This window comes from Geosporobacter subterraneus DSM 17957 (genome assembly GCF_900142145.1).
Classification (GTDB): Bacteria; Bacillota; Clostridia; order Peptostreptococcales; family Thermotaleaceae; genus Geosporobacter; species Geosporobacter subterraneus.
Genome location: NZ_FQZV01000034.1, coordinates 13,058 through 37,432, shown reverse-complemented (window position 1 = coordinate 37,432; position 24,375 = coordinate 13,058). Strand labels below are relative to the sequence as shown.

Sequence of the window (24,375 nt, the reverse complement as noted above, 5' to 3'; positions counted from 1 at the left end):
AGGCGAGATCAAGAAAAGGTAAGGAGAATGATTATGAAGTATGGATATTTTGATGACCTTCAGAAGGAGTATGTGATTACGGAACCTCGGACACCTGTTGCATGGATTAATTATATCGGTACCATCGACTTTGGCGGTTTTGTGGACCAAACCGGCGGAGCCCTGCTCTGTAAGGGAGATCCGGCCTTAAATCGGATTATTAAATATATCCCCCAGCTGCCTGGCGGGGAGTTTAAAGGGGAGACCCTTTATATTCGGATAGGCGGTGCATCAGGATATAAGATTTTTTCACCCTTCTATGTGCCTACCCTGGATCATTATGACAGATATGAATGTCATGTGGGTTTAGGCTATATGAAAATCATATCTGAATTTTACGGAATAGAAACTGAAGTAACCATTTTTGTTCCTTTAAATGGTTTCTGTGAGATTAGAGACATATGTATAACCAATCTGAACAAAGAGCCCGTCCAATTAGATTTGATTCCTGTTATTGAGTATACGCATTTCGACGCTTTAAAGCAGCTTACAAACGCAGATTGGGTTCCGCAAACCATGCAGTCAAAAATCATCGAAGAGGCTGAAGGCCGCAAAATATTAACCCAATATGCTTTTATGAATAGAGAGCATCGCGTCAATTACTTTACATCTAATCACCCAATCTCTTCTTTTGAATCAGATAGAAAAAAATTTCTTGGGAATCATGGATACGGCACATGGAAATCCCCGGAAAGTCTAAATCAAGATGAATTAAGCAATTATGAAGCATTGAGAGGAGATAATATAGGAGCTTTAATGCACCATTTAGGTGTCCTGCAAAGCGGTGACCGCAAACGGGTGATTACACAGCTGGGCCAAACTGCGAAGATAGACGAAGCCATAAAGGATATTCATAAGTATAGAGATCCTAAATCAGTGGATAAAGCACTGGCAGCCCTTAAGCAATTTTGGGAGGATTATCTTTCAAAGGCTGTGGTGAATACCCCCGATGCAGCGATGAATAGGATGCTGAATATCCATAATCCCCGCCAGTGTTATATTACAAAAAATTGGGCCAGGTATCTGTCCTTATACCAATTGGGCTTTGGTGCCAGAGGAATTGGTTTCAGGGATAGTGCCCAGGATGCTATGGGAATACTTGGCCACGCACCGGAGGAAGGCAGAGAACTTGTGGAGATGCTCCTCCATGTGCAGAACAGAAATGGGTCTGCAATGCACCAGCTTAATCCCCTGACGATGGAAGCCAATGCAGGGGACTCAAGAGAGATGGAAGACAGACCCAAGTACTATAGCGATGATCATTTATGGATTGTTTTAGCAGTTTGTGCTTATATGAAGGAAACCGGAAATATGGGATTTCTATCGAAAAAAATACCTTTCTATGAAAAAGACAGGGAAGAAAAACCTTTAGAGTGGGGAACAGTCTTAGAACATCTAAGGCGGGCCATTGAATTTACAAGACAGGATCTAGGTGCTCACGGCTTACCTCTGCTGGGTTTTGCTGATTGGAATGATACAGTGAATCTTCCTTACGGTGCAGAGTCGGTGTTTACGGCCAATCTATACGGTGCTGCGTTAAAGGAAATGACTGAGCTGATGGAATACCTTGGAGATGCGGTATCGGCACGGAAGTATCATGGATATTATCAAGAAATGAAGCAGAATGTAAACCAGTGCTGTTGGGATGGGGCCTGGTATATTCGCTATTTTGATGATAAGGGAGATAAAATTGGGTCAAAGGAAAATGATAAGGGGAAAATTTATGTCAATGCCCAGTCCTGGAGTGTGATTTCTGGCTTTGCACCCTATGACAGGGCGGTGAAAGCGCTAATATCCGTAAATAAATTGTTAAATACAACGAAGGGGATTAAATTGAGTTATCCCGGATATTCGGGCTACGAACCAGAAAAGGGAGGGATTACCACTTATCCCCCGGGAGCCAAGGAAAACGGAGGCATTTTCCTGCATAGCAATCCCTGGGTAATCATCGCCGAAGCGATGCTTGGAAATGGCAATCAAGCCTATACATATTATACGCAAATCAATCCGGCACTAAAAAACAATATCATTGACGAATACGAGTGTGAGCCCTATTGTTATCCTCAAAACATCCTGGGAGATGAGCATCCTCAATTTGGATTGGCGCGGAACAGCTGGTTGTCGGGTACGGCTTCATGGATGTATCAGTCAGCAGTAAAATACCTGCTTGGAATCCGACCCAGCTATGGCGGATTAATCATAGACCCCTGTATCCCCACCGACTGGCAGGGTTTTACGGTCACAAGACATTTTAGGAATGCAGTCTTTAATATAAATGTTAAAAATCCGGAGGGTATCAGTAAAGGGGTGAAGCAGATATTCTTGAATGGAAATGAAATAGAGGGGCAAACAATCCCAATCCCCGATGGGGGCACAATTTATGATGTAGAGGCAATCATGGGATGACCGATGAAAGGATGTGTAGAATATGAAATACGGGTATTTTGATGATGTCAATAGAGAATATGTAATACAAACCCCTAAAACCCCCTATCCATGGATTAATTATCTCGGAAGTGACAACTTCTTTGGCTTGATATCCAATACGGCTGGCGGATATTGTTTCTATAAGGATGCCAGGCTCAGAAGACTGACGAGATACAGGTATAACAATATCCCGCTGGATAACGGCGGAAGATACTTTTATATAAGGGATAAGGATGGCTATTACTCACCTGCCTGGATGCCGGTAAAAGAGGATTTGGACAGCTATACATGCAGGCACGGGATGGGCTATACAAAAATTACAGGGGTGAAGAACCATTTAGAAACAGAAACACTGTATATGGTCCCCTTGGGAGACCCCATAGAAATACATCGGGTAAAAGTAAGGAACAAGGGCAATGTCCCAAAGGAGATTATTATTTTTTCCTTTATTGAATTCTGTCTTTGGAACGCCTATGACGATATGACCAATTATCAAAGAACCTACAGTATCGGTGCTGTGGAAGTGGATAATGGAACGATTTATCATAAAACCGATTACAGAGAAAGAAGAAACCACTATGCCTTTTACGGGGTGAATCACCAGATCAACGGTTTTGATACAGATCGAGAGGCATTTTTAGGACCATTCAACGGATTGCATGAGCCTGAAGCAGTACTCGCAGGAAAATCTAATAATACAATTGTCAGCGGATGGAATCCAATCGCATCCCATAGTATTGAGATAAAGCTGCTACCCGGTGAAGAGAAAGAACTTATTTTTATTTTAGGTTATGTTGAAAACCCTGTTGAAGAGAAATGGCAGGAAAAGGGCGTCATCAACAAAAAAAGAGCAAAAAAGCTTCTGGAAAAATACAGTACCGGCGATACGGTTCATAGGGCATTTTTAGAGCTGAAAGAACATTGGCATCAACTGTTAACAAAGTTTACAGTGAAAAGTCATGACGAGAAGCTTGATCGAATGGTGAATATATGGAATCCCTATCAATGTATGACTACCTTTAATATGTCCAGAAGTGCATCTTATTTTGAAACAGGTATAGGAAGAGGTATGGGCTTTAGGGATTCAAACCAGGATCTGTTAGGCTTTGTGCACCAGATTCCCGAAAAAGCAAGAGAAAGAATTCTAGATATCGCAGCAACACAATTTGAAGACGGCAGTGCTTATCATCAGTATCAGCCCCTAACAAAAAAAGGAAACCACGAGATAGGATCGGGCTTTAATGATGATCCCCTATGGTTGATTTTAGCTGTCACCGCATATATCAAGGAAACAGGTGATTTTGATATTCTGGATGTGCAGGTACCCTATAACTGCGATCCAAACAACATGGGGTCTCTTTTAGAGCACATGGAAAAGTCTTTTCATTATACATTAAACAATCTGGGACCCCATGGACTCCCCCTCATTGGCCGTGCCGACTGGAATGACTGCTTAAACCTAAACTGCTTTTCTGTAAACCCGGACGAATCCTTCCAAACCTGTGAAAACCAAAAGGGAAAAACTGCAGAGTCTGTCTTTATCGCGGGGATGTTTGTCTATATAGGAAAAGAGTTGGCTGGATTATATAAGCGGTTAGGAAAGGAGGACTTGGCCCAAAGTGTTCTTCTGGAAGTTGAAAAAATGCACAATAATGTTGAAACCCACGGTTATGACCAAGAGTGGTTTTTAAGAGCCTATGATTTCTATGGAGATAAGGTGGGTAGCGTAGAAAATGAGGAAGGGAAAATTTTTATTGAACCCCAAGGCTTTTGTGTAATGGCAGGAATCGGAATTGATAACGGTAAGGCACAAAGGGCATTAGATGCAGTGGATCGGTATTTGAATACACCTTACGGATTAGTGCTGCAGCAGCCTGCCTATAGCGAATACAAATTAAATCTTGGAGAAATATCCTCCTATCCTCCAGGATACAAGGAGAATGCAGGAATCTTCTGCCACAACAATCCTTGGATTATGATTGCAGAAACCTTGTTAGGGCGAGGGGATAAGGCTTTTGAATATTATAGGAAGATTGCACCGGCTTATCTGGAAGAAATCAGTGAGATTCACAGACTGGAACCCTACGTATATGCACAAATGATCGCCGGGAAGGATGCACCAAGGCACGGGGAAGCAAAAAATTCATGGCTTACGGGTACTGCAGCTTGGAATTATGAAGCCATTACAAAATGGATATTAGGAATCAGGCCAGACTATGACGGTTTGACGATCGATCCTTGTATACCAAAGGATTGGGATAATATAGCCATTAAACGGGTATATCGTGATGCAGAATACCATATAACCATAAGGAATCCTGAGGGGGTAAGCAAGGGAGTCAAAAAAATAATTATCGATGGTCAGGAACAAGACAGCAACTTTATTAGACTATTGGATAATGCTGCTGTGCACAATGTGGAGGTCATAATGGGCTAAAACAGCATTCGCATCATGATTTTTCATCCATATATGGGTATATCTATTTGATTTTGAATCGGAAAAGAGCGTTTTTTAAACTTTAAAACACCTTAATAGCTTTGGTAAGTTCAAAAAAGCGGCAGTATACAAAAATGATAATAAAAACATCGGACCATGCACCGATGTTTTTAGCATTAGAGAATCTAATTGTTGATAGATACTAATTTACAGAGAATTATCGTAAGGGGGGACGATTATGTTAAAGGTACCAGCTCATTCGTGAGCCTTTTGAGAATAATGTTCTTTTGGTTGTTGTCTTTAAGATGCTCAAAGAGGTTTTTCATGAGCAGCTCTGAAGGAGTATGATGGCTGCCATAGTCCTCCATAATTCTATCATAAAGCCCTTTGATTTCCTTTCTGGATACAGGCATGATACAGTATTCTTTTATGGATTTTCCAAAATATGAATCATCTATGGCTTCCAGGTATTCCTCTAATCTGTAAGTACTGTCCTCATGCTTTGTAAAAGTAATATAATCTCCGAGGTTGGAGGACGTACCAGGGGAGTACATAATAGTTTGAATGGCCTTCTCAATATCTTCCCCTATTGAAGTTCTTACGGTAATCCCATCCTGTGAGGGGATAGCCTCAGATGTCTGAGTATTCTGCGGATTTGCTATAAATGCAGCTATAAGAACTGGGGTAACCACAACTGTAGCCGCAGTGACCCAGAAACGCGGCTTTTTTTCCAGCCCAGCTTTTCAAGACAAAGCTTTACCAATTCAGTGGAGTTAATAGGTTCACTTCCCCAAATTAAACTTACGAATTTATATTCTGCATCGAATAATTTATACTGCTGCATAATGAAAATACCTCTAAATAAAGATTTATTTTATTAAAGTACTTATATATTTTTTTTACTGCGATAAACGCTGGGGGTCATGCCCATGTGCTTCTTAAAGACACTGGCATAATAAGCAGTATTGCAAAAGCTAAATAAAGTAGCAATTTCGTGAATACTCATATTGGTAAGCTCCAAGAAGTCCTTGGAGTTTTCAATTTTTTGCTGCTGAATATAATCTGTCACCGTGAGGCCAACTTCATTTTTGAACTCAGCAGACAAATAGGCAGCAGATTTTTCTGTTAAACGTGCCAGTACATCAAGAGATATTTTTTCTGTAATATGCTCATGGATATAATTGATCATACGGGTAATGGGCAGGGAATAAGACCGGACCCTTTCCTGATTGATCATTTTGATGAAGGTTTTTACCATATGATATTCAAAGGCTTGCAATTCCTTGATATTATTAAGCCGTTCGATTTCTATAATAAATACATCGCTTTGGGAAAAGACATCTTCCGGGTGGACATTTGCTTCCACCGCAGCTCGTGTAAAAAGTGTGCAGCTGGCGATAAGAGAATTTTTTAGGGAGCGAAGGGGATTATCGGCCAGCGTCGCCCGTTCAGTAGAATTAATCGTATCAAGGGTTTGCAATGCCTGTTTTTCCAAGCCTCGCTTCATTTCATTAAGGAGCTTTCGTTCCAGATAATAGGATGGGTGGCGGTAATCGCAGTGCAGGTTCTCCATTTTTTTAAAGAGGAATGAGTTTGACATTTAAAACCTCCTAAGATTATATTAAAATATTATTAATAAACTAAAAATTCTATTATTATCCTATGAGAAATCGTTTACAATGTCAATATGGTGATTTGTTTGGTAACGTTTTCTATGAAATCAAACAAGCCACACGTGAGCATTTAAGGGCGGACATAGGTTTTAGAACGGAAGCCTTGATTCTCAGATGAAGGAAGATATTAAAAAAGGGGGAGCGTAAATGAAAAGAATTTTATCTATTTGTCTCATTATGGTATTAATTTTATCCTTGATTGCACTTGCAGGATGCACTCCGAAGGCACCTGCGGGGGAGCCAGCACCAGCGGCTAATGAGCCAGTTGCGAAAACAAAGGTTAAGTTTGCAGTTCAGGCAGACAGTACGAAAGCTCTGGAGAGTATCGTAAAAGCATTTAATGAGAAAAGTGAGCTTTATGAAGTAGAAGCAATTATTTTGACAAATGATTCGGGAAATATGCACGATCAAATCGTAAACTCATTATCCAGCAAGTCAGGAGAATATGACGTAATTTCCATGGACGTAGTATGGGCAGGGGAGTTTGCAGCGGCCGGTTATCTTGAGCCTCTGGATACTTTCATCAAGGATGCAGGATGGAAACCTACAGATTTTAATGCAGGTTCTGTATCGTCAGGAAAATACAAAGGAAAGCACTATGCACTGCCTTATTTTTCAGATTTAGGCTTCTTGTATTATCGTAAAGATATCGTATCAGAAGAGGATGCTAAAAAGCTTGCCAGTGGTGAATATACCTATGATGACTTATTTGCAATGGCAGAAAAGTATTCTGGCCAAGGCGGTACAAAGTACGGCTATGTGTATCAATCCAGCCAGTATGAAGGGCTGACCTGTAATGTAAATGAATTTACAGCCAATTGGACTGACCTGGAAAATGGATTGAAGATGATGAAGAAGTTCACAGACTCCAAGGCAACTCCAGACAATATCTTGGTCTATACAGAAGGGGAAACCCATAATGCCTTCTTAAATGGAGAATCTGTTTTTGCTAGAAACTGGCCATACATGAACGGAATGGCTGCATCGGGAGATTATACGGTTAAAGTAGACCAAATCGGTTATGCTGCGCTGCCCAATGGCGGTACTGTAGGCGGCTGGATTTTAGGCGTTAACGTAAATGCTCAAAACATGGAAGGTGCTAAAGAATTCTTAGCATTTATCGCAGGTCCTGAAGGGCAAACCATTAATGCTACCGTAGGCAGTTATCTGCCAGGCTTCAATGCACTAATGAACGAGCCAAAGGTACTGCAGGCAAATGCACTGCTAACCGATGAAGCATTCCAGAAAGCATTGCAAAGCACAATTGCAAGACCTGTAGTTGCAAACTATTCAGAAGTATCTGATGTAATCCAGTTAAGAGCCCATGAGTATTTATCCGGAAATGGAAAACTAGAGGATGCTGTGAAGAACATTGGAGAAAAACTACAGTAACAATAAGGAATTCCATAAAAGCTTTGGTTGGTGAAAATCGCCAAAGCTTTTTTATTAGATCTTTTATAGGAGTTGTTTTCATGAGAAAAATGAATGCATGGTTAGATCATCATCTGGGCTATGTCTTAGTAATACCTGCACTGATCTTTATTATACTATTCTCTCTGTGGCCGGTTGCCCAGTCAACAAGGTTTTCATTCTTTGATTTTCAGCTAAATGACCAGCAAAAATCAGGCTTGTATTTTACTGAGCAGTATAATTTGAAGCTGATGCATGAAACCTTTGACTATATAGATTACTATTTGGAGATTGAAAAAGACACAGTCAAACAAAGCAGTACCCAAGAGAGGATTCAAGATACACAGCAGGAGATTCTTGAAATCTATGAAAGTATTCAGGCTATGTTTCCGGGGCAGACAGGTATTGTGTCAATCAATGATCAAGAACACGAATTTCTGGTGAAAGCTTCTGATCAGGTATTGGCTGGTTTGGAAGCTCTCTATCGGATTGAAGATGATTTTAACCTCCAGGAGGATATAATGATGGTCGCTTCAGAGCTGGAAACCTCCATCATTCAGCCAAACTACGTTGGCCTTAAGAATTTCCAATCGGTACTAAGAGATCCAAGGGTATGGCAGACCATTCGAGTTACTTTGTTCTTCACATCCATTTCCGTTGGAATGGAATTAGTCTTTGGTTTAATATTAGCACTGATAATGAATAAAGCGATGATAGGCAGGGGATTGATCAGAACTTTTTCCTTAATCCCTTGGGCGATTCCTACCTCCGTAGCTGCCCTGATGTGGGCATACCTTTATAATGGTTCCAGCGGAATTGTAGCCCTTATTCTGGCTCGGGTTGGCATCGTAGAGCAGGCTACAGATTTAATGCTGACCAGCTCCAGTGCACTTTGGTCAATCATTTTTGCCGATGTTTGGAAGACGACCCCTTACTTTGCCTTATTGCTGCTGGCCGGATTACAGGTGATTCCCGACAGTTTATATGAATCTGCCATGCTGGACGGCGCCAATAAATGGAAACAGTTTTTGCATATCACTCTGCCGCTGCTGAAACCATCGATTCTGGTAGCACTGCTTTTTAGAACTTTAGATGCATTTAGAATTTTTGATTTGATATGGGTATTGACCGGTGGTGGACCTGGAGGAACCACGGAGTCCATTTCTATCTACGGGTATAAGGTCATGTTTGCCCAGACAAGGTTTGGCTATGGGGCTGCCATTATTTTGGTGATGGCTCTTTGTGTGGGTGTGATTTCTTACTTATATATTAAGTTCCTAGATATTCAACTCATATCGGATTAGGAGGTGAAAGCCTGTGATAAACAAAAAAGCAGAGCGACTTTTTGGAGCCGCTATTGTCCTATATCTATTGATCATTATATTTCCGTTTATTTGGGTATTTCTGACCTCTCTAAAGCCTGAGAGTGAGATATGGGGGGCTGGTGCTTTCAAGATACTGGCAGACCAGCCTACATTTGAACACTATGAAGCCTTATTTAGGGGAAATATCTTAAACGCTTTGAAAAATAGTTTAATCATTTCTACGATTACCACAACCTATGTCACCATGGTAGCTGCAATAGCTGCCTATGCCATTGCCCGGCTCAAATTCGTTGGAAAACGTCTGATACTGGCGATAGTATTGGCTACCTCCATGTTCCCTCAAATAACCGTGGTAGGGCCAATCTATCAGTTATTTGTCAAGCTGAATTGGACCAATTCCTACTTTATCAGTCTTCCCTATTCTATGATTGCACTGCCGGTGGCTATTTATATACTGGTGATACATTTTAACAAGGTGCCAAAAGAGATGGAGGAGTCGGCAAAAATAGACGGGGCTTCTAAAATGAAGACATTCACCGATATTATCCTGCCATTGGCACTGCCGGGTATTTTTACAGCGGCGATCATTACCTTTATTTCCGTATGGAACGAATTTTTGCTTGCTTTAACCCTTAATCCCGACAGCAGCTATCATACAGCTACAGTAGCCATTACTTTCCTAAGGGGACAATTCCAGATTTTCTGGGGCCAGGTTACAGCGGCTACAGTGGTAGTAACGATTCCTACCTTAATCATTGTTATATTATTTCAGCGTCAGATTATCTCCGGACTTACATCTGGTGCCGTGAAGGAGTAGAGTAAACACATGTGGAAATTAGAAAGTTCATCTCTGGATGTTAATGTTTTGCCAGTTGAAGAAAGCCTTTATGCCCTTGCCAACGGGTATCTCGGGATCAGAGGCTGCTTTGAGGAAGGGTATCCTCAGGAGTATACCAGTATTCGGGGAACCTATATCAACGGCTTCTATGATCTGATAGAAGCGAAGTACAGTGAAAAGCTGTTTGGGTTTCCAGAGGTGCAGGAGAAGATGCCCAATCTCATGGATGCGCAGACCATGGAAATCTATTTGGACGGAGAGCGGGTATCTCTATTTAACGGATGTCACACAGACTATAAGCGGGCCTTATATTTTGACAAAGGATATGCAGAGCGCTCCTTTGTTTATCGGACCCAAAAAGGAAAAACCGCTACTGTCCGGTTTCGAAGAATGGTTTCTTTTCAGGTAAAGGAACTGTTATTGATCGAAGCTGAAGTTCAGTACGATGGAGAAATACGGATCAGATCCATTGTGGATGGGAATGTAAGCAACTATACAGATGATTTTGATCCGCGAGTTGGGGAACATGCTCAGCTGTTGGATTGGAAGAGCAGCAGTCTGGTGGATGAAGCGTATATGGTTTTAAAAGCAAGGACAAAAAAGCTGGATTTTGAGGTATGCTGCGGAGTATATCACCGTTGTTCAAAACCGGAAATATCCGTGGTGATAGGAGGAGAGCATGAGCCTCGAATGACAGCAGAATATGCAACCAGCGGAAACATCACTTTAACGAAGTATGCAGCCTATTGCGACAGCCGCTGTCAACAGGAGCCTGTTGAACATCGTGTGTTGAAGATCATTAAGGAACAATCTTATATATCCTTAGAGGATCATTTAACAGACCAAAGAAAATATTTGGAAAATTTTTGGAAGCATTCAGATATTCAGATATTTGGTGATGATCTTATCCAACAAGGAGTGCGGTTTAGTCTATTTCAGTTGCTTCAGTCTGCGGGAAAAGACGGCTTGACAAACATCGCAGCAAAAGGATTAACCGGCGAAGGCTATGAGGGTCATTATTTTTGGGATACGGAAATTTACATACTGCCCTTTTTTCAGCTGACACAGCCTCAGATTGCTGAAAAACTGCTGACCTATCGTCACAGTATACTGGACCAGGCGCGGAATGAGGCCCGTACCTTAGGCCATAGGCGGGGCGTAAAATACCCCTGGCGAACCATTGCCGGCAGGGAGTGTTCCACTTTCTTTCCAGCGGGATCGGCCCAGTACCATATCAATGGGGATGTGGCCTATGGGTTTATCCAGCATTACCTACAGCATAAAAACCTGGATTTTATCTGTCATTATGGCGCAGAGGTGGTTTTTGAAACCGCCCGAACCTGGTTGGAGATTGGACATTTCTCCAATGGAAAATTCATGATTCATAGTGTTACCGGTCCAGATGAATATACCTGTATTGTTAACAATAACTACTACACCAATGTTATGGCACGATACAACATGGAATGGGCGGTCAAGCTCTATCACATTCTTAAGGAAGAAAGACCGGAGGCCCTTAAAGGGATTATTCAGAGAATCCAGATGCAGGAATCTGAGATCGATGAAATGATTTCAGCCTACAAAAACATGTATTTGCCTTATGATGAGCAGCGGAAAATTCATAAGCAGGATGATACCTTTTTAGATAAGGCCCTATGGGATTTTGAAGGAACGCCTGAGGACAAATACCCTTTGCTCCTCCATTACCACCCACTGACCATCTATCGATACCAGGTGATTAAACAGGCAGACACAGTCCTGGCACATTTTCTTCTGGAAGATGATTTAGAAGATGAGATCATTCGAAACACCTTTGATTATTATGAGAAGGTTACGACCCATGACTCTTCCCTATCCTCCTGCATATATGGCATCATGGCTTCCCGATGCGGCTATTGTGAGAAAGCCTATGACTATTTCATGGAGACCGTTCGTTTGGATTTGGACAATACCCATGGGAATACGAAGGACGGACTCCATGTAGCCAATCTGGGGGGAACTGCCTTATCTGTTATATTTGGATTTGCGGGATATCGCATCAAGGATACAGGAATATCCTTAAGGCCCTGGTGCCCTGAGAATTGGAGCGGATATGAATTTAAGCTGTTCTATAGGGGAAGACAACTGCGGGTAAATGTTACAGATCATTTGGAAATAGAGCTGTTGGAGGGCGAAAGACTGGAAATAAAAGTTTATGATAAACAATATGGGTTAGACAGCTTATTGAAAATACCTTTAGAAGGAATGAAAAGAAATGATTAAAGCGGTTATATTTGATTTAGACGGTGTGATCACCGAAACCAGCCACCAGCATTTTGAAGCTTGGAAAGCAATCGCTCATATGATTGGCGTGGAAATCGACAGCTCGGTAAATGAGTCTCTAAAAGGTGTCTCGAGAGAAGAATCTTTAAAAATCATTCTTGCTCACGGAGGCATACTAGGGAAGTATACGGAAGATGAGATGGAAAAGCTCAGTTTTTGCAAGAATGAATACTATAAGCAGCTGATCAGCCAATTTACCCCGGAAAATGTATTTGAGGGGGTAGTTGAACTATTTGCGTTTCTGCGTGCGAAAGGAATAAAAATAGCTATCGGAAGTGCATCTCACAATGCCCCAGCTCTGATCAAGGCCATGGCACTGGAAGAATATATTGACTATATTGTAGACCCCAGTGAGGTGAAAAAGGGCAAACCGGCACCGGACATTTTTCTGAAGGCTGCAGAGGCACTAGAGGTAGAGCCTTCAGAATGTATAGGAGTTGAAGATGCCATAGCAGGCATTAAAGCCATAAAAGCTGCAGGGATGTATGCCATAGGTATTGGAGATGCGGAAGTATTAAAAGAAGCAGATATTGTCTTTAATAGCATAGCTGAAATTGATTTAAGCATTATAACATAGCCCCTCTTATGGAACCACTGTTGACAGTTAAGTCACAGTGGTTGTTTTTATACCATAACTTTCGATTATTCGCTGACGAAGTAAATGCGATTCTGCCTTTTGACACCTGACTGACTATGTTAAAATAAATCATAATAGTTATGTTATCATTGTAACCAGAGACCGTGCCTATGATAAAGAAGTGCAGTCATACATGATTAAAACGTATGCAAAATACATCAGAATGATAGGAATCAGGAAGGTAACAAAATAAATTAGGTCACTGTATTTGGAGGTGGAATAAAATGATTGCTAATGCCTATAAAAGCCTGCTCAATGAATTAGATGCAGGGAAAAAGGCTGTTATGGTCACAATAATGAATGATAAAGGCAATGACCGGAATGTTTCTCCAGAGAAAATTCTGCTTACGGAGGAAAACCTGCGGGTCTATACTTCTATAGACAAACTGGATACACTAATTTACCAAAAGGCGCAGTATGCTTTGGAAACCGGAAACATTCAATTTATTAAAGAACAAGATACCATAACCTATTTAATTGAGCCCTACTTTCCGGAGCCTCGTCTTATTGTATTGGGGGGAGGGCATATTGCAAAACCTTTGGTTGAGTTAGGTGCCAGGGTAGGATTTTTAGTGACTGTTATCGACGATCGTCCCTCATTTGCCAACAAAGAAAGATTCCCCGATGCTGAAAAGGTGATTTGTGAGAGCTTCGAAAAGTGTTTCAATTTATTTCATATAAATAAGTCTGCTTATGTTGTCATTGTAACCAGAGGGCATCGACATGATATGGATTGTCTTAGAAAGGCGTTGAAGTATCATGCAGCCTATATTGGGATGATTGGTTCTAAGCGACGGGTTAAAAGTGTAAAAGAGCAATTACTCAGTGAAGGGTATTCTCAAGAACAGCTGAACAAGGTGAATGCGCCGATCGGTCTGGACATAGGTGCGGTTACACCTGATGAGATAGCCATTTCCATTATAGCACAAGTTATTAGCTACAGAAGGCTGGCCAATACCCTATCGGGAAGTGCTGCATCTCCAAAAATCAATTGGCCGGAGCTTGATCGAACAGTATTAGAGGAACTTAGCAAAGGAGAGAATGATCCTAAGGCAGTGGTTACAGTGGCTTCTACAAAAGGCTCGGTCCCGAGAAAAGCAGGAGCCAAAATGCTTGTATGGCCCTACGGAAAGACGCTGGGCAGTATAGGCGGAGGGTGCAGTGAAGGCGAGATCATTCATATAGCACGTGATGTAATCCGGGATGGAGGGCATAGGGTTCATAGCATAGACATGACAGGTGAAGTTGCTGAAGAAGAGGGTATGGTTTGCGGTGGCGTGATGGAGGTCCTTATAGAGTCTTGTGATAAATAAATACGTCAGAAAAGGTCAGAAAAGAAGGTTTTGACATAATTTATTTTAGAGAAGGGGAAATTAAGTTTTTATTAATTTGTATAATTCTATATGCATATTTTGTGAATTTTCACAATGGAATTTCTTCTATGCATCCTGTATACTTGGGGTAAAGAAAACTGAGGGGGCAAAAATATGGCAAAAGTAATATTAAAGGGAATTAAAAAAATCTATCCTGGCAATGTATATGCAGTTAAAGATTTCAATATGGAGATTGAAGATAAAGAATTTATTGTACTCGTAGGGCCATCAGGCTGTGGAAAAACAACAACGCTCCGAATGGTAGCAGGCTTGGAGGAAATATCAGAGGGAGAACTGTATATCGGAGATCGCCTGGTCAACGATGTATCTGCAAAGGATCGCGATATTGCCATGGTATTTCAAAATTACGCCCTATATCCACATATGAGTGTATATGACAACATGGCTTTTGGGCTTCAATTAAGAAAGATGCCAAAGAACCTTATTGATCAAAAAGTAAAAGAAGCCGCAAAAATTTTAGAAATTGAACATTTACTTGATCGTAAACCAAAAGCCCTATCTGGGGGTCAAAGGCAGCGTGTGGCTTTGGGCAGGGCTATTGTCAGAGAGCCTAAGGTGTTTTTAATGGATGAACCTCTTTCTAATCTTGATGCAAAGCTCAGAGTGCAAATGCGAACTGAGATTACAAAGTTACACAAAAAACTTGAATCTACCTTCATTTATGTAACTCATGATCAAGTTGAAGCGATGACCATGGGATCAAGGATTGTCATTATGAAAGACGGAGATATTCAACAGATTGACACACCACAAAATGTTTATGAAAATCCAGAAAACTTATTCGTGGCAGAATTTATCGGAAGTCCACAAATTAATATACTACATGGTACAGTTGTAAAAAATCATGATAAAATTGAATTACAGCTAGATGACGATACGCCCATAAATATTACAGAAGAAATGCAAAAAATACTTGAGCAGCGGGGGTACTTAGGGAAAAAAGTTTATGTGGGAATCAGACCGGAACATCTTCACGAAAGAGATATTCAACCGCTCCATCATGATTTTTCGACCATATATGGAAAAATAGAAGTGGCCGAACTAATGGGTGCTGAAAAATATTTTCATATGATGATCAGCGGAAAACAGATTATTGCACGAGTTGATTCAAAATCAGTAAAAAAAGCAGGAGATGATATTGAATTGAATTATCACTGGAATAAGGTTTATTTATTTGATTTTGAAACCGAAAAGAGAATTATTTAAAAGCTTACACTAAGGGGTATCCTATGGAGTCTATGAAAGCGGTATTACAGGAAATCGGAAGAACGATGGATAAAAAAGTCTTCGTTGTAGCACAGGAGAAAGTTTTTGCATATCCTTCTGATGCTGAGATTTCCATTTCACTTACAGAACTTCAAGAGAATCTTGGAAAAAATTACAAAGGCTATAATATCTATTCTTTATCATCAGAGTATCCAGATACTTATGTTTGCCTAGAAGGTGAAAGCTTTTGCAGGGATACGATAGCAAATCTTGTATTGATCATGCTTGCAAGAGCACTGCAGGAGCATAAGTCGCTGCATCAGCTGGTAAAAGGAGTTTTAAAGGGAAATATAGAAGATGAGCAGAGGTTTATGCTTGAGGAGAAGAAGCGTAAGCTGCTGCCGGCTTACCTGATCATGATAGATACGCTAGGTAAATATAGCGAGGAAGTACTGGAAATAACATCAAACTATATAGATATCAAGCTCCAGCTGATAAATGAAGATCATGTGATCTTGCTGTCAGGGGATGGGGCAATAGAGGACCTATGCAAGGACATACGGACAAATATTATGACAGAACTGCTTACAGACTGCTCTATTGCTATTGGAGGGATACTACAGCATAGTGCGGAGCTGGGCATCTACTACAACCGTTGTCTGGAGACAATGGCATTAAAAAGGCGGTTTAAGCTCCCAGAGAATGTATATCATTATGAGAAGATGGACTTTTATCGTATCGCGGCGGATATAAACCCAGAACTAAAAGAAAGCATTCTTCAAAAAGTATTTAGCAAGAAATTTGAAGAAGCCCTGGATCATGAAATGGTTACAACCATTGAAGAATATTTCAAAAACAACCTAAACTTAACAGATGCCGCCGCAAGATTATTTGTTCATAGAAATACACTGCTGTATCGATTAGAGAAGATTTATCGACACAGCGGCTATGATTTGAAAAACTTTTCGGATTGTTGGCTGTTTCAGTTAGCCTGGGTGATCCGTAAAGAAAAAGCAATTTAGCGGTAGATCTTAGCTATAGAACCCAGCTGTGATACAGCTGGGTTCTATAGATTTACGGGTCTACAACAAGCTGTTATTTTGTAGGGACAGACCCATAGGCGCCAACTTAAACTAAATATTTCCAAATAAACCTTAGAGGCATGTCATTCTGAGCGTTAACGAAGAATCTTATAGAACATAAGCAAAATTACTTTTGATTATAAGAATGTATCATCTAGCTTAAAGATCCTTCGACTCCGTTTTACTTCACTCAGGATGACAAATGATGGGTTAAGTTGACGCCTATGGGGACAGACCTGCCTGTCTGCCTGCTTTTTCGGGACGACACATAGATCGTCCCCTACATTTATCTTTCATTTTACTGGCGTAAATCCATAATTTATGCAACGGGTTAATGGTTTACATTTCTGATTCGTGGGAAGTGAGGTCCAGCCAAGTCTCTAATAGTAGATCCAATTCGGACTGTAATTGGGATTTTTCTTCAAAGTTTTTTTGAAGTCTTTCATAATCACTGCTGGCTTCCGCCATTTCCAAATCTTTTTTCCGAATCTGGTCCTCTAACAGGGTGATTTTTTCTTCTATTTTTCTCAAGGATTCTTGCGGTTTGCTAGGTGTTTTAGAAATTGCTGGAGCTTCCGGTTTGGTCATCTTTTTCTCCTTTGGCGGCAACGGTTTTTCTGAAAGCAATTTCTTTTCAAGCTTCTTCTCCTTGAAATCCTCATAGTTACCAAGATACTCTACAAGTCTTCCAGCCTCCAGCTCAACGATACGGTTAGTCATTCGATTGATAAAGTAACGGTCGTGGGAGATAAAAAGAATCGAACCCACAAAGTCAGTGAGTGCTTCTTCCAGTGCCTCCCTTGAATCGATATCCAGATGGTTAGTTGGTTCATCTAAAACCAGGAGATTGAGATCTTCCTGCATTAATAAGCACAGCTTCAATCGACTTTTCTCACCACCAGATAGCGTTCCAACCTTTTTAAATACATCATTCCCATAGAAGAGAAACTTGGCTAAAATACTGCGGGCCCTTCCTTCCGGCACAGGGACCTGATAGCGGAAGGTCTCTAAAATAGTAGCATCTTCTCTAGGAAAAAGGACTTCCTGCTCCAGATAACCAGTACGGAGATTCGCACCCCTCTTGATTTCCCCACTATCAAAGGGCAGCTGTTCCAGTAGGATTTTTAGCAGGGTAGACTTACCGCTGCCGTTCTTGCCAAGGAGCCCAACCCTTTCACCGTATCTCATCTGGAAGTGAAGTTGATCCAGCAGCATCTGATCACCAAAGGTTTTTCTCAGGTTTTTTACGATGAAGACATCCTTTCCCGACCGCTGTTCACCACCTAGTTGAAGCTGGATTTTGGCCCGGTCCGTTTGGGGCCGGTCAAGTCTCTCAATCTTATCCAGCCGTTTCTGCATGCTGGCGGCACGCCTGAAAAATTTTTCATTATCCCCCCTGTTACCCCAATCCCGAAGATCCTTGATGGCATTCTCCATAGCTTTTATTTTCTTTTGTTGGTCTGTATAAGCCTCGAATTGGAGCAGCAGCCTTCTTTCCCGTTCGTCCGCATAGTAGGAATAATTGCCTTCATATAGGGAAGCTTTTCCATCTTCTATCTCGATAATGCGCTGAACTACCCGATCAAGAAAATACCGGTCATGGGAAATGATGAATACAGTTCCCTTATATTCCTTTAAATATTCCTCCAGCCACTCGATAGATTCCAGGTCGAGATGATTTGAAGGTTCATCCAGCAATAAAATGTCAGGACTTTGCAGCAGAATTTTTCCAAGAATAGCAGTAGTTTTTTCTCCTCCGCTTAGGGAGGCAAAATTTCTGTGCAGAAAATCCTCCGAAAGCTTCAAGCCGCTGCTTACCTTGCTCAGTTTTTCCTCCATAGCATATCCGCCCTGGTGCTCAAAACGGAGCTGTATCTCTCCATATCTTTTCATAATGGCTTCTAATGCTGAGGGAGAAGCATGGGCCATGTCTAATTCCAGGCCATGCATTTGCTCTTTCAACAGCAAAAGCTCTTCAAAGGCACCATTCAGTACATCTAATACTGTGGTATGTTCAGAATAGACAGGTATCTGGTCCAAATACCCTAAGGATGCGTTTTTTCGGGTAGACAAAAAACCGCCATCCTGTTTTTCTATCCCTGCAATGATTTTAAAAACAGTAGTTTTACCGCAGCCGTTTTGACCGACTACGCCTACTCTTTCACCGGTACCAATCTCAAAGGTAATATCCTCTAAAACCCTATTGGCACCATAATACTTTTCAATGTTTCTTAAAGCTACGTCAATCATTTGAATTCCTCCTTATTAAGACAAAAGCCCAGACAGGTAAATCTATGCCTAAGCTTTGAAAGGAATAATATGCAGAGAAATCAATTCTATATCAAAGAATATAAAACTGTTTTATGACATAAAAAAGCCCAGGCAAGTAAATCCTTGACCGGGCATTATATTTGACAGGTTTGGGATGATTTACTTAACGCTAGTTGACATAATATCCAATTTTAGACACACTACCCCCTTGGCAAAAAAATCAAATGTAATTGCAGTTACAGGCAGTCTTTCTAAAATTGTATCAACCAGCTGTTGTCCATGCATCCTTCTTCACCTCCTGATCTTCCTAATTATACCATATGGATTGTATTTCATCAAGGCGAAATTTGACGGAAATTTTTCTATTGACAGAATAGATAGAATGGTCTACAATTTTATAAAATAGTTTCAAAATTCTATGATTGGAAAAAGTAGATAGGCAGCGAAGGCATAGCGAGTCGGGGATGGTGGAAGCCTGATGCAGAGGTGCTTATTGAATGGTTCCAGGAGAAGCAGTGTGAAATCCTTTTGGAGAGTAGCATGAAGCCGTCGGCCTTACGTTATAAAGGCAGGGTATCGAAAGAGCAGTGCTGTTTCTGTACCTGAAAAAGCGAGATAGAACATATCTATCTAAAGTAGGTGGCAACGCGGAATGAGAACATTTCGTCCTATCAAATTAGGATGAGGTGTTTATTTTTTTTGTTTAGCTTTGCTGGCGGAAATAGAAAGATAGGACTGTCTAATAAGGGTGGCACCACGGAAAAAAAAAGTATTTCGTCCCTGTGATCAGGGAGGATGTGCTCTTTTTTATTTGCTTTCAAAAAATACTAAAAAATAAGGGGTGGTAAAGTGATTTATCCAAAATTAGAAGAATTTAAAAGGCTTGGCAGCTGTGCAGAGATGGTTCCAATCTTTTTAGAGATGGAGGGAGATACGGAAACACCGATTACCCTATTTAAAAAGCTATGCAGTATGAAAGATAGTTACCTATTAGAGAGTGTAGAAGGAGGAATAAAGTGGGGTCGTTATTCCTATATTGGCAGAAAACCCTTTATGAAGATCACATGCCATGGACAGGAGGTTACTGTCACTCGAGGAAAAGAGCATGTCTTGCGCAGGGGAAAACCTCTTGAGCTTGTGAAGTCTTATATGGGTGGGATCAAAATGACATCTGCAGACAACATGCCGGACTTTAATGGTGGCGCCGTAGGCTACATCAGCTATGACATTATTCGAGATTATGAACAGCTGGGGCAGATTAATCGGGACGATTTGCATATACCCGATATCTATCTAGTATTTGCAGAAGAAGTGATTGTCTATGATCATGCAAAACAAAAAATCAAAATCATTCTCAATGTAGCAGTGAGTGACAATTTAGAAAAGGACTATCAGAATGGAAGCGAGCGCCTTTATAAAATCAAAGAGGAGGTTATGAGTAAAACACTTTCTAATAAAGAAGAAATAAAAGATTTTTTTCAGGAAGTATCCTACCAAAGCACAGAGACCAAAGAAAGCTTTATGGAAAAGGTAGATAAGGCAAAGGAATACATAAAGAACGGAGATATCTTTCAGGTGGTATTATCCCAACGGCTGCAAATCAAGACGGATATAAATCCTTTTGATGCCTACCGCTCCCTGCGAAGCCTGAATCCTTCTCCCTATTTGTACTATTTTGACTTTGGCGATTATCACGTGGTGGGTTCTTCTCCAGAACTGCTGACAAAAGTAAAAGATGGTTGTATTGAGACCTGCCCGATTGCTGGAACGAGACCCAGAGGGAAGGATGCGCTGGAAGATGAAGAACATGCCCGGGAGTTGTTAAGGGACGAAAAGGAATTGGCGGAACATTTGATGCTGGTAGATTTAGCAAGGAATGACATCGGAAAGGTATCTGCTTTTGGTACAGTAGAGGTTAATCAGTTTATGGATATTCAAAGATACTCCCATGTGATGCATATCGTATCCAATGTGGTTGGAAGATTGAGAGAAGAATATGACATGTACGACGGACTCGTTGCTTGTCTGCCCGCTGGTACGGTTTCAGGGGCACCAAAGGTTCGGGCAATGGAAATCATCGATGAGCTGGAACCCAGAAAACGGGGACTTTATGCTGGAGCAGTAGGATATTTTGGCTTTAATGGCAACATGGATATGTGTATTGCTATCCGCACGATTCTGTTTAAAGAGGATACAGCCTATATTCAGGCGGGAGCCGGTATTGTTGCAGATTCGGAACCGGAAAAGGAGTATGAGGAAACCCTGCGAAAGGCAGAGGCACTTATACAAACTATTTATAAAGCAAAGGAGAGATCCAAATGATTGTGATCATCGATAATTATGATTCTTTTACCTACAACCTGTATCAATACGTAGGGGAAATCCATCCCGATGTGCGGGTTTTCAGAAATGATAAGGTGACCACAGCTGAACTACTGCAGATGGACATCAGCCATCTGATTATCTCACCAGGACCAGGATTTCCTAAGGATGCGGGTATCTCCATGGAAGCTGTCAAAGGCTTAGGAAAAAAAATTCCCACCTTGGGTGTATGCTTAGGACATCAGGCCATCGGAGAAGCATTTGGAGGGTACATCGTACACGCACAAAAAGCCGTACACGGCAAGACCTCGAAAATTCTCCACAATGGGGAGCATTTGTTCCAGGGGTTGGAAAATCCTCTCGATGTTACAAGATATCATTCTTTGGTAGTAGATCGAAAAAAACTGCCGAAAGAGCTGGAGATTACAGCAGAAAGCTCTGAAGGGGAAATCATGGGGGTAAAGCATAAAGCATATCCCATATACGGACTACAATTTCACCCCGAATCCATATCTACGCAAAGAGGAAAAGAGATGTTAAGAAAGTTCCTTGTCTTATAGGAAATAAAAGGAAAGGAAGGAGCGTTACATGAGATGCTAAAGTCTGCAATAGGTAAAGTGATAAAAGGGCAGAGTTTATCTGAGAAAGAAATGATGACTGTGATGGATGATATTATGGAAGGCAAGGCAACTGCTTCACAAATCGGAGGTCTTCTTGTAGCACTGCGAATGAAAGGGGAAACCATAGAGGAAATAAGCGGTTGCGCAAAGGTGATGCGGAGGAAGGCATCTTCTGTAGAAATCGATGCAGCTTATGCCATTGATACCTGTGGCACTGGAGGGGATGGATCCCATACTTTTAACGTTTCTACGGGAGCTGCATTGATTGCTGCAGCGGCAGGCGTTACCGTGGTGAAACACGGAAACCGGTCGGTCTCAAGCAAGTGCGGCAGCGCAGATGTACTGGAGCACTTAGGTGTAAACATTGGATTGACACCATCAGCAGTACAAAAATGTGTAAAGGCACTAAATATTGGTTTTATTTTTGCACCTAATTTTCATCAAGCGATGAGCCATGCGGCTGAACCGAGGCGAGAACTAGGGATAAGAACGATCTTCAATATTTTGGGACCTTTGACCAATCCTGCAGGGGTTAAGGGGCAAGTACTTGGTGTATTTGCTGAAGAGCTTACGGATTTAATGGCAGAGGTTTTGAAAACTCTAGGGGTGCAAAGAGCTATGGTAGTACATGGGCTGGACGGACTGGATGAGATTACGATTACCACAAAGACAAAGGTAAGTGAATTAAAGGATGGACAGATCACAAATTATATGATCGATCCAAGGGATTATGGGTTACCGATGGGGGATAGGAAAGATCTGGAGGGAGGCTCACCACGCCAGAATGCGGAGATTCTGCGAGGACTTTTCCAAGGGGCGAAAGGGGTTAAGAGAAATATGTTAGTATTAAATGCCGGTGCCGCTATTTATGTGGGAAAACAGGCAGGTACTTTGGAAGAAGGAATTTGTCTTGCAGAAGAAATGATTGATGGAGGACTTGCAGTGGAAAAGTTAAATCAGTTGATACTACTGAGTCAGGGGAAAAGTCTATGATACTGGATAAAATCATCCGCCAAAAAAGGCTGACAATAGAAAAAGAAAAAATGAAGATGCCTTTACACCGTATATTCTCTATATTGGAGGAGGGAAGGCAGCCTTTGGATTTTAAACGGGTGCTAAAAAACAAGTCAGGACTCAGTATCATTGCGGAAGTAAAGAGAGCTTCCCCTTCCAGAGGCGTTATTAGAGAAGATTTTAATCCCCTAGATATTGCGAGGATTTATCATCAAAATAAGGTAGAAGCAATCTCAGTATTGACAGAAGAAGACTTTTTTCAAGGAAGCAGTCAGTATTTATCCCAAATCAGAAGGGGTACGGATATCCCCCTATTGAGAAAAGACTTTATCATCGAACCTTATCAGATTTATCAGTCGAAGGCCTTGGGGGCCGATGCGATTTTGCTGATCACAGCAGTCCTTAGTATAGAGGAATTGATACTTTTTCAAAGATCGGCAAAAGAAATCGGTCTCCAGTGTCTTGTGGAAGTGCATAATCAAAAAGAACTGGAAGTCGCATTGGAGGCAGATGCAGAGATCATCGGCATCAATAATCGCGATCTTAAAACTTTTGAAACAGATCTAGAGACAACGGCAGATCTAATGAAGAAAATGCCCAAGGGAAAAATCATTGTCAGTGAAAGCGGCATCCACACCAGAGAGGATATGAAATATCTGGAGTCATTAGGCGTAGATGGGGTACTGATTGGTGAAAGTCTGATGCGGGCGGACTCCATCGGAGATAAAATTAGGGAACTCAGGGGGGTGGGAGATTGACAAAGATAAAGATCTGCGGACTAAAAAGAAAAGAGGATATTCAGTATGTAAATCAGCTGCAGCCTGATTATGTGGGTTTTGTATTTGCGAAGAGCAGCCGGCAGGTTGATTTAAGCTGGGCAAGAGAGTTAATCCAAGGCCTGGATCAACACATTAAAAAAGTAGGCATATTTCAGGATATGAGAAAAGAGGCGGTCAACCATATAGCTGAAGGCTGCGGATTAGATGTTTTACAGTTTCATGGAGACGAGGAACCGGAGTACTGTAAAGCCTTTCAAAGGGAGGTATGGAAAGCCTTTCGGATTAAAGATGATGAGAGTTTCATTCAGATGCAGCAATATGCTGTAGCAGGCTATCTGTTGGACACCTATACGGCAGGTCAATACGGTGGAAGCGGAAAAACTTTTCCCTGGGAGCTGGCAGTAAACATAAAAAGAACAGGACTATTAATAGCAGCAGGAGGGCTTCATGCAGACAATGTAAGGGAGGCCATCCGAATTTTGAAGCCGGATATTGTAGATGTAAGCAGTGGTGTAGAGAAGAATGGCTTAAAAAACTTTAATAAAATGAGAAGCTTTATAGAGAAAGTGAGGGAATAGT

General features: G+C 41.3%; 19 protein-coding genes and 1 other annotated feature. Of the genes, 15 read left to right on the top strand and 4 right to left on the bottom strand.

The annotated features are described in order from the left end of the window. The first annotated feature begins 33 nt into the window (after positions 1-33). Positions 34-2,445, top strand: coding sequence for a glycoside hydrolase family 94 protein (locus tag BUB56_RS12710; protein ID WP_110941687.1), 2,412 nt, complete (start codon positions 34-36; stop codon positions 2,443-2,445). A gap of 22 nt (positions 2,446-2,467) precedes the next feature. Next, positions 2,468-4,903: a glycoside hydrolase family 94 protein gene (locus tag BUB56_RS12705; RefSeq protein WP_110941686.1), complete on the top strand. Its 2,436-nt coding sequence runs from the start codon at positions 2,468-2,470 to the stop codon at positions 4,901-4,903. Between the two features lie 236 nt (positions 4,904-5,139). On the opposite strand, the gene BUB56_RS12700 is transcribed toward BUB56_RS12705, so the two are convergent. Both BUB56_RS12700 and BUB56_RS12690 read right to left on the bottom strand, forming a co-directional pair. Next, complete coding sequence (locus BUB56_RS12700) at positions 5,140-5,595, bottom strand: hypothetical protein (protein ID WP_110941685.1); 456 nt, start codon at positions 5,593-5,595, stop codon at positions 5,140-5,142. 194 nt (positions 5,596-5,789) lie between these two features. Next, positions 5,790-6,503 (bottom strand): helix-turn-helix transcriptional regulator, encoded by a 714-nt coding sequence (locus tag BUB56_RS12690; RefSeq protein WP_110941684.1) that lies wholly within the window; start codon positions 6,501-6,503, stop codon positions 5,790-5,792. 220 nt (positions 6,504-6,723) lie between these two features. Between BUB56_RS12690 and BUB56_RS12685 the strand changes: the two genes are divergently transcribed. The 8 genes from BUB56_RS12685 (at position 6,724) to BUB56_RS12650 (ending at position 16,730) form a co-directional block, all read left to right on the top strand. After that, positions 6,724-7,968, top strand: a complete 1,245-nt coding sequence (locus BUB56_RS12685) for an extracellular solute-binding protein (protein ID WP_110941683.1) — start codon at positions 6,724-6,726, stop codon at positions 7,966-7,968. Positions 7,969-8,048: 80 nt separating this feature from the next. After that, entirely contained in the window at positions 8,049-9,290 is a 1,242-nt protein-coding gene (locus BUB56_RS12680) for a carbohydrate ABC transporter permease (protein WP_110941682.1), read from the top strand. Between the two features lie 13 nt (positions 9,291-9,303). Next, positions 9,304-10,128 carry a carbohydrate ABC transporter permease gene (locus BUB56_RS12675; RefSeq protein ID WP_110941681.1) on the top strand — a complete coding sequence of 275 codons (825 nt, stop codon included), beginning with the start codon at positions 9,304-9,306 and terminating at the stop codon, positions 10,126-10,128. A 9-nt stretch (positions 10,129-10,137) separates the two neighbouring features. Beyond that, positions 10,138-12,411 (top strand): glycoside hydrolase family 65 protein, encoded by a 2,274-nt coding sequence (locus tag BUB56_RS12670; RefSeq protein WP_110941680.1) that lies wholly within the window; start codon positions 10,138-10,140, stop codon positions 12,409-12,411. After that, on the top strand, positions 12,404-13,048 hold the full coding sequence (pgmB, locus tag BUB56_RS12665) for a beta-phosphoglucomutase (RefSeq protein WP_190014494.1): 645 nt from the start codon (positions 12,404-12,406) through the stop codon (positions 13,046-13,048). Before BUB56_RS12670 ends, pgmB begins: the two co-directional genes overlap by 8 nt. Positions 13,049-13,332: 284 nt before the next feature. Then, positions 13,333-14,421 (top strand): XdhC/CoxI family protein, encoded by a 1,089-nt coding sequence (locus tag BUB56_RS12660; RefSeq protein ID WP_110941679.1) that lies wholly within the window; start codon positions 13,333-13,335, stop codon positions 14,419-14,421. Positions 14,422-14,595: 174 nt separating this feature from the next. Next, the gene (locus tag BUB56_RS12655) at positions 14,596-15,708 is read left to right on the top strand and encodes an ABC transporter ATP-binding protein (RefSeq protein WP_110941678.1); all 1,113 of its coding nucleotides are present in this window, start codon (positions 14,596-14,598) and stop codon (positions 15,706-15,708) included. Between the two features lie 23 nt (positions 15,709-15,731). Continuing rightward, positions 15,732-16,730 carry a PucR family transcriptional regulator gene (locus BUB56_RS12650; protein ID WP_110941677.1) on the top strand — a complete coding sequence of 333 codons (999 nt, stop codon included), beginning with the start codon at positions 15,732-15,734 and terminating at the stop codon, positions 16,728-16,730. A 399-nt stretch (positions 16,731-17,129) separates the two neighbouring features. On the opposite strand, the gene abc-f is transcribed toward BUB56_RS12650, so the two are convergent. Continuing rightward, positions 17,130-19,040 (bottom strand): ribosomal protection-like ABC-F family protein, encoded by a 1,911-nt coding sequence (gene abc-f, locus BUB56_RS12645; RefSeq protein ID WP_110941676.1) that lies wholly within the window; start codon positions 19,038-19,040, stop codon positions 17,130-17,132. A 180-nt stretch (positions 19,041-19,220) separates the two neighbouring features. Beyond that, positions 19,221-19,346: a hypothetical protein gene (locus BUB56_RS20125; protein ID WP_278319493.1), complete on the bottom strand. Its 126-nt coding sequence runs from the start codon at positions 19,344-19,346 to the stop codon at positions 19,221-19,223. Positions 19,347-19,470: 124 nt separating this feature from the next. Beyond that, positions 19,471-19,735 (top strand) — a binding site (T-box leader). 175 nt (positions 19,736-19,910) lie between these two features. Here BUB56_RS20125 and trpE point away from each other — a divergent pair. From trpE to BUB56_RS12620, 5 genes are read left to right on the top strand one after another with little or no spacing between them, the layout of a single operon-like run. Next, positions 19,911-21,383, top strand: a complete 1,473-nt coding sequence (gene trpE / locus BUB56_RS12640; RefSeq protein WP_242946350.1) for an anthranilate synthase component I — start codon at positions 19,911-19,913, stop codon at positions 21,381-21,383. After that, positions 21,380-21,943 carry an anthranilate synthase component II gene (locus BUB56_RS12635; RefSeq protein ID WP_110941675.1) on the top strand — a complete coding sequence of 188 codons (564 nt, stop codon included), beginning with the start codon at positions 21,380-21,382 and terminating at the stop codon, positions 21,941-21,943. Before trpE ends, BUB56_RS12635 begins: the two co-directional genes overlap by 4 nt. A gap of 33 nt (positions 21,944-21,976) precedes the next feature. Then, positions 21,977-22,996, top strand: coding sequence for an anthranilate phosphoribosyltransferase (gene trpD, locus BUB56_RS12630; protein ID WP_110941674.1), 1,020 nt, complete (start codon positions 21,977-21,979; stop codon positions 22,994-22,996). Beyond that, positions 22,993-23,775 (top strand): indole-3-glycerol phosphate synthase TrpC, encoded by a 783-nt coding sequence (gene trpC / locus BUB56_RS12625; protein ID WP_110941673.1) that lies wholly within the window; start codon positions 22,993-22,995, stop codon positions 23,773-23,775. The genes trpD and trpC overlap by 4 nt, the downstream gene beginning before the upstream one ends. Further along, complete coding sequence (locus tag BUB56_RS12620; RefSeq protein WP_110941672.1) at positions 23,772-24,374, top strand: phosphoribosylanthranilate isomerase; 603 nt, start codon at positions 23,772-23,774, stop codon at positions 24,372-24,374. Before trpC ends, BUB56_RS12620 begins: the two co-directional genes overlap by 4 nt. The last annotated feature ends 1 nt before the right edge of the window (position 24,375 follow it).

Coding starts and splice junctions, on each gene's coding strand:
- BUB56_RS12650 (WP_110941677.1), top strand. CDS start 15,732: ATGGAGTCTATGAAAGCGGTATTACAGGAAATCGGAAGAACGATGGAT.
- BUB56_RS12635 (WP_110941675.1), top strand. CDS start 21,380: ATGATTGTGATCATCGATAATTATGATTCTTTTACCTACAACCTGTAT.
- BUB56_RS12710 (WP_110941687.1), top strand. CDS start 34: ATGAAGTATGGATATTTTGATGACCTTCAGAAGGAGTATGTGATTACG.
- BUB56_RS12680 (WP_110941682.1), top strand. CDS start 8,049: ATGAGAAAAATGAATGCATGGTTAGATCATCATCTGGGCTATGTCTTA.
- abc-f (WP_110941676.1), bottom strand. CDS start 19,040: ATGATTGACGTAGCTTTAAGAAACATTGAAAAGTATTATGGTGCCAAT.
- BUB56_RS12705 (WP_110941686.1), top strand. CDS start 2,468: ATGAAATACGGGTATTTTGATGATGTCAATAGAGAATATGTAATACAA.
- pgmB (WP_190014494.1), top strand. CDS start 12,404: ATGATTAAAGCGGTTATATTTGATTTAGACGGTGTGATCACCGAAACC.
- BUB56_RS20125 (WP_278319493.1), bottom strand. CDS start 19,346: ATGCATGGACAACAGCTGGTTGATACAATTTTAGAAAGACTGCCTGTA.
- BUB56_RS12660 (WP_110941679.1), top strand. CDS start 13,333: ATGATTGCTAATGCCTATAAAAGCCTGCTCAATGAATTAGATGCAGGG.
- trpD (WP_110941674.1), top strand. CDS start 21,977: ATGCTAAAGTCTGCAATAGGTAAAGTGATAAAAGGGCAGAGTTTATCT.
- BUB56_RS12690 (WP_110941684.1), bottom strand. CDS start 6,503: ATGTCAAACTCATTCCTCTTTAAAAAAATGGAGAACCTGCACTGCGAT.
- BUB56_RS12685 (WP_110941683.1), top strand. CDS start 6,724: ATGAAAAGAATTTTATCTATTTGTCTCATTATGGTATTAATTTTATCC.
- trpC (WP_110941673.1), top strand. CDS start 22,993: ATGATACTGGATAAAATCATCCGCCAAAAAAGGCTGACAATAGAAAAA.
- BUB56_RS12670 (WP_110941680.1), top strand. CDS start 10,138: ATGTGGAAATTAGAAAGTTCATCTCTGGATGTTAATGTTTTGCCAGTT.
- BUB56_RS12655 (WP_110941678.1), top strand. CDS start 14,596: ATGGCAAAAGTAATATTAAAGGGAATTAAAAAAATCTATCCTGGCAAT.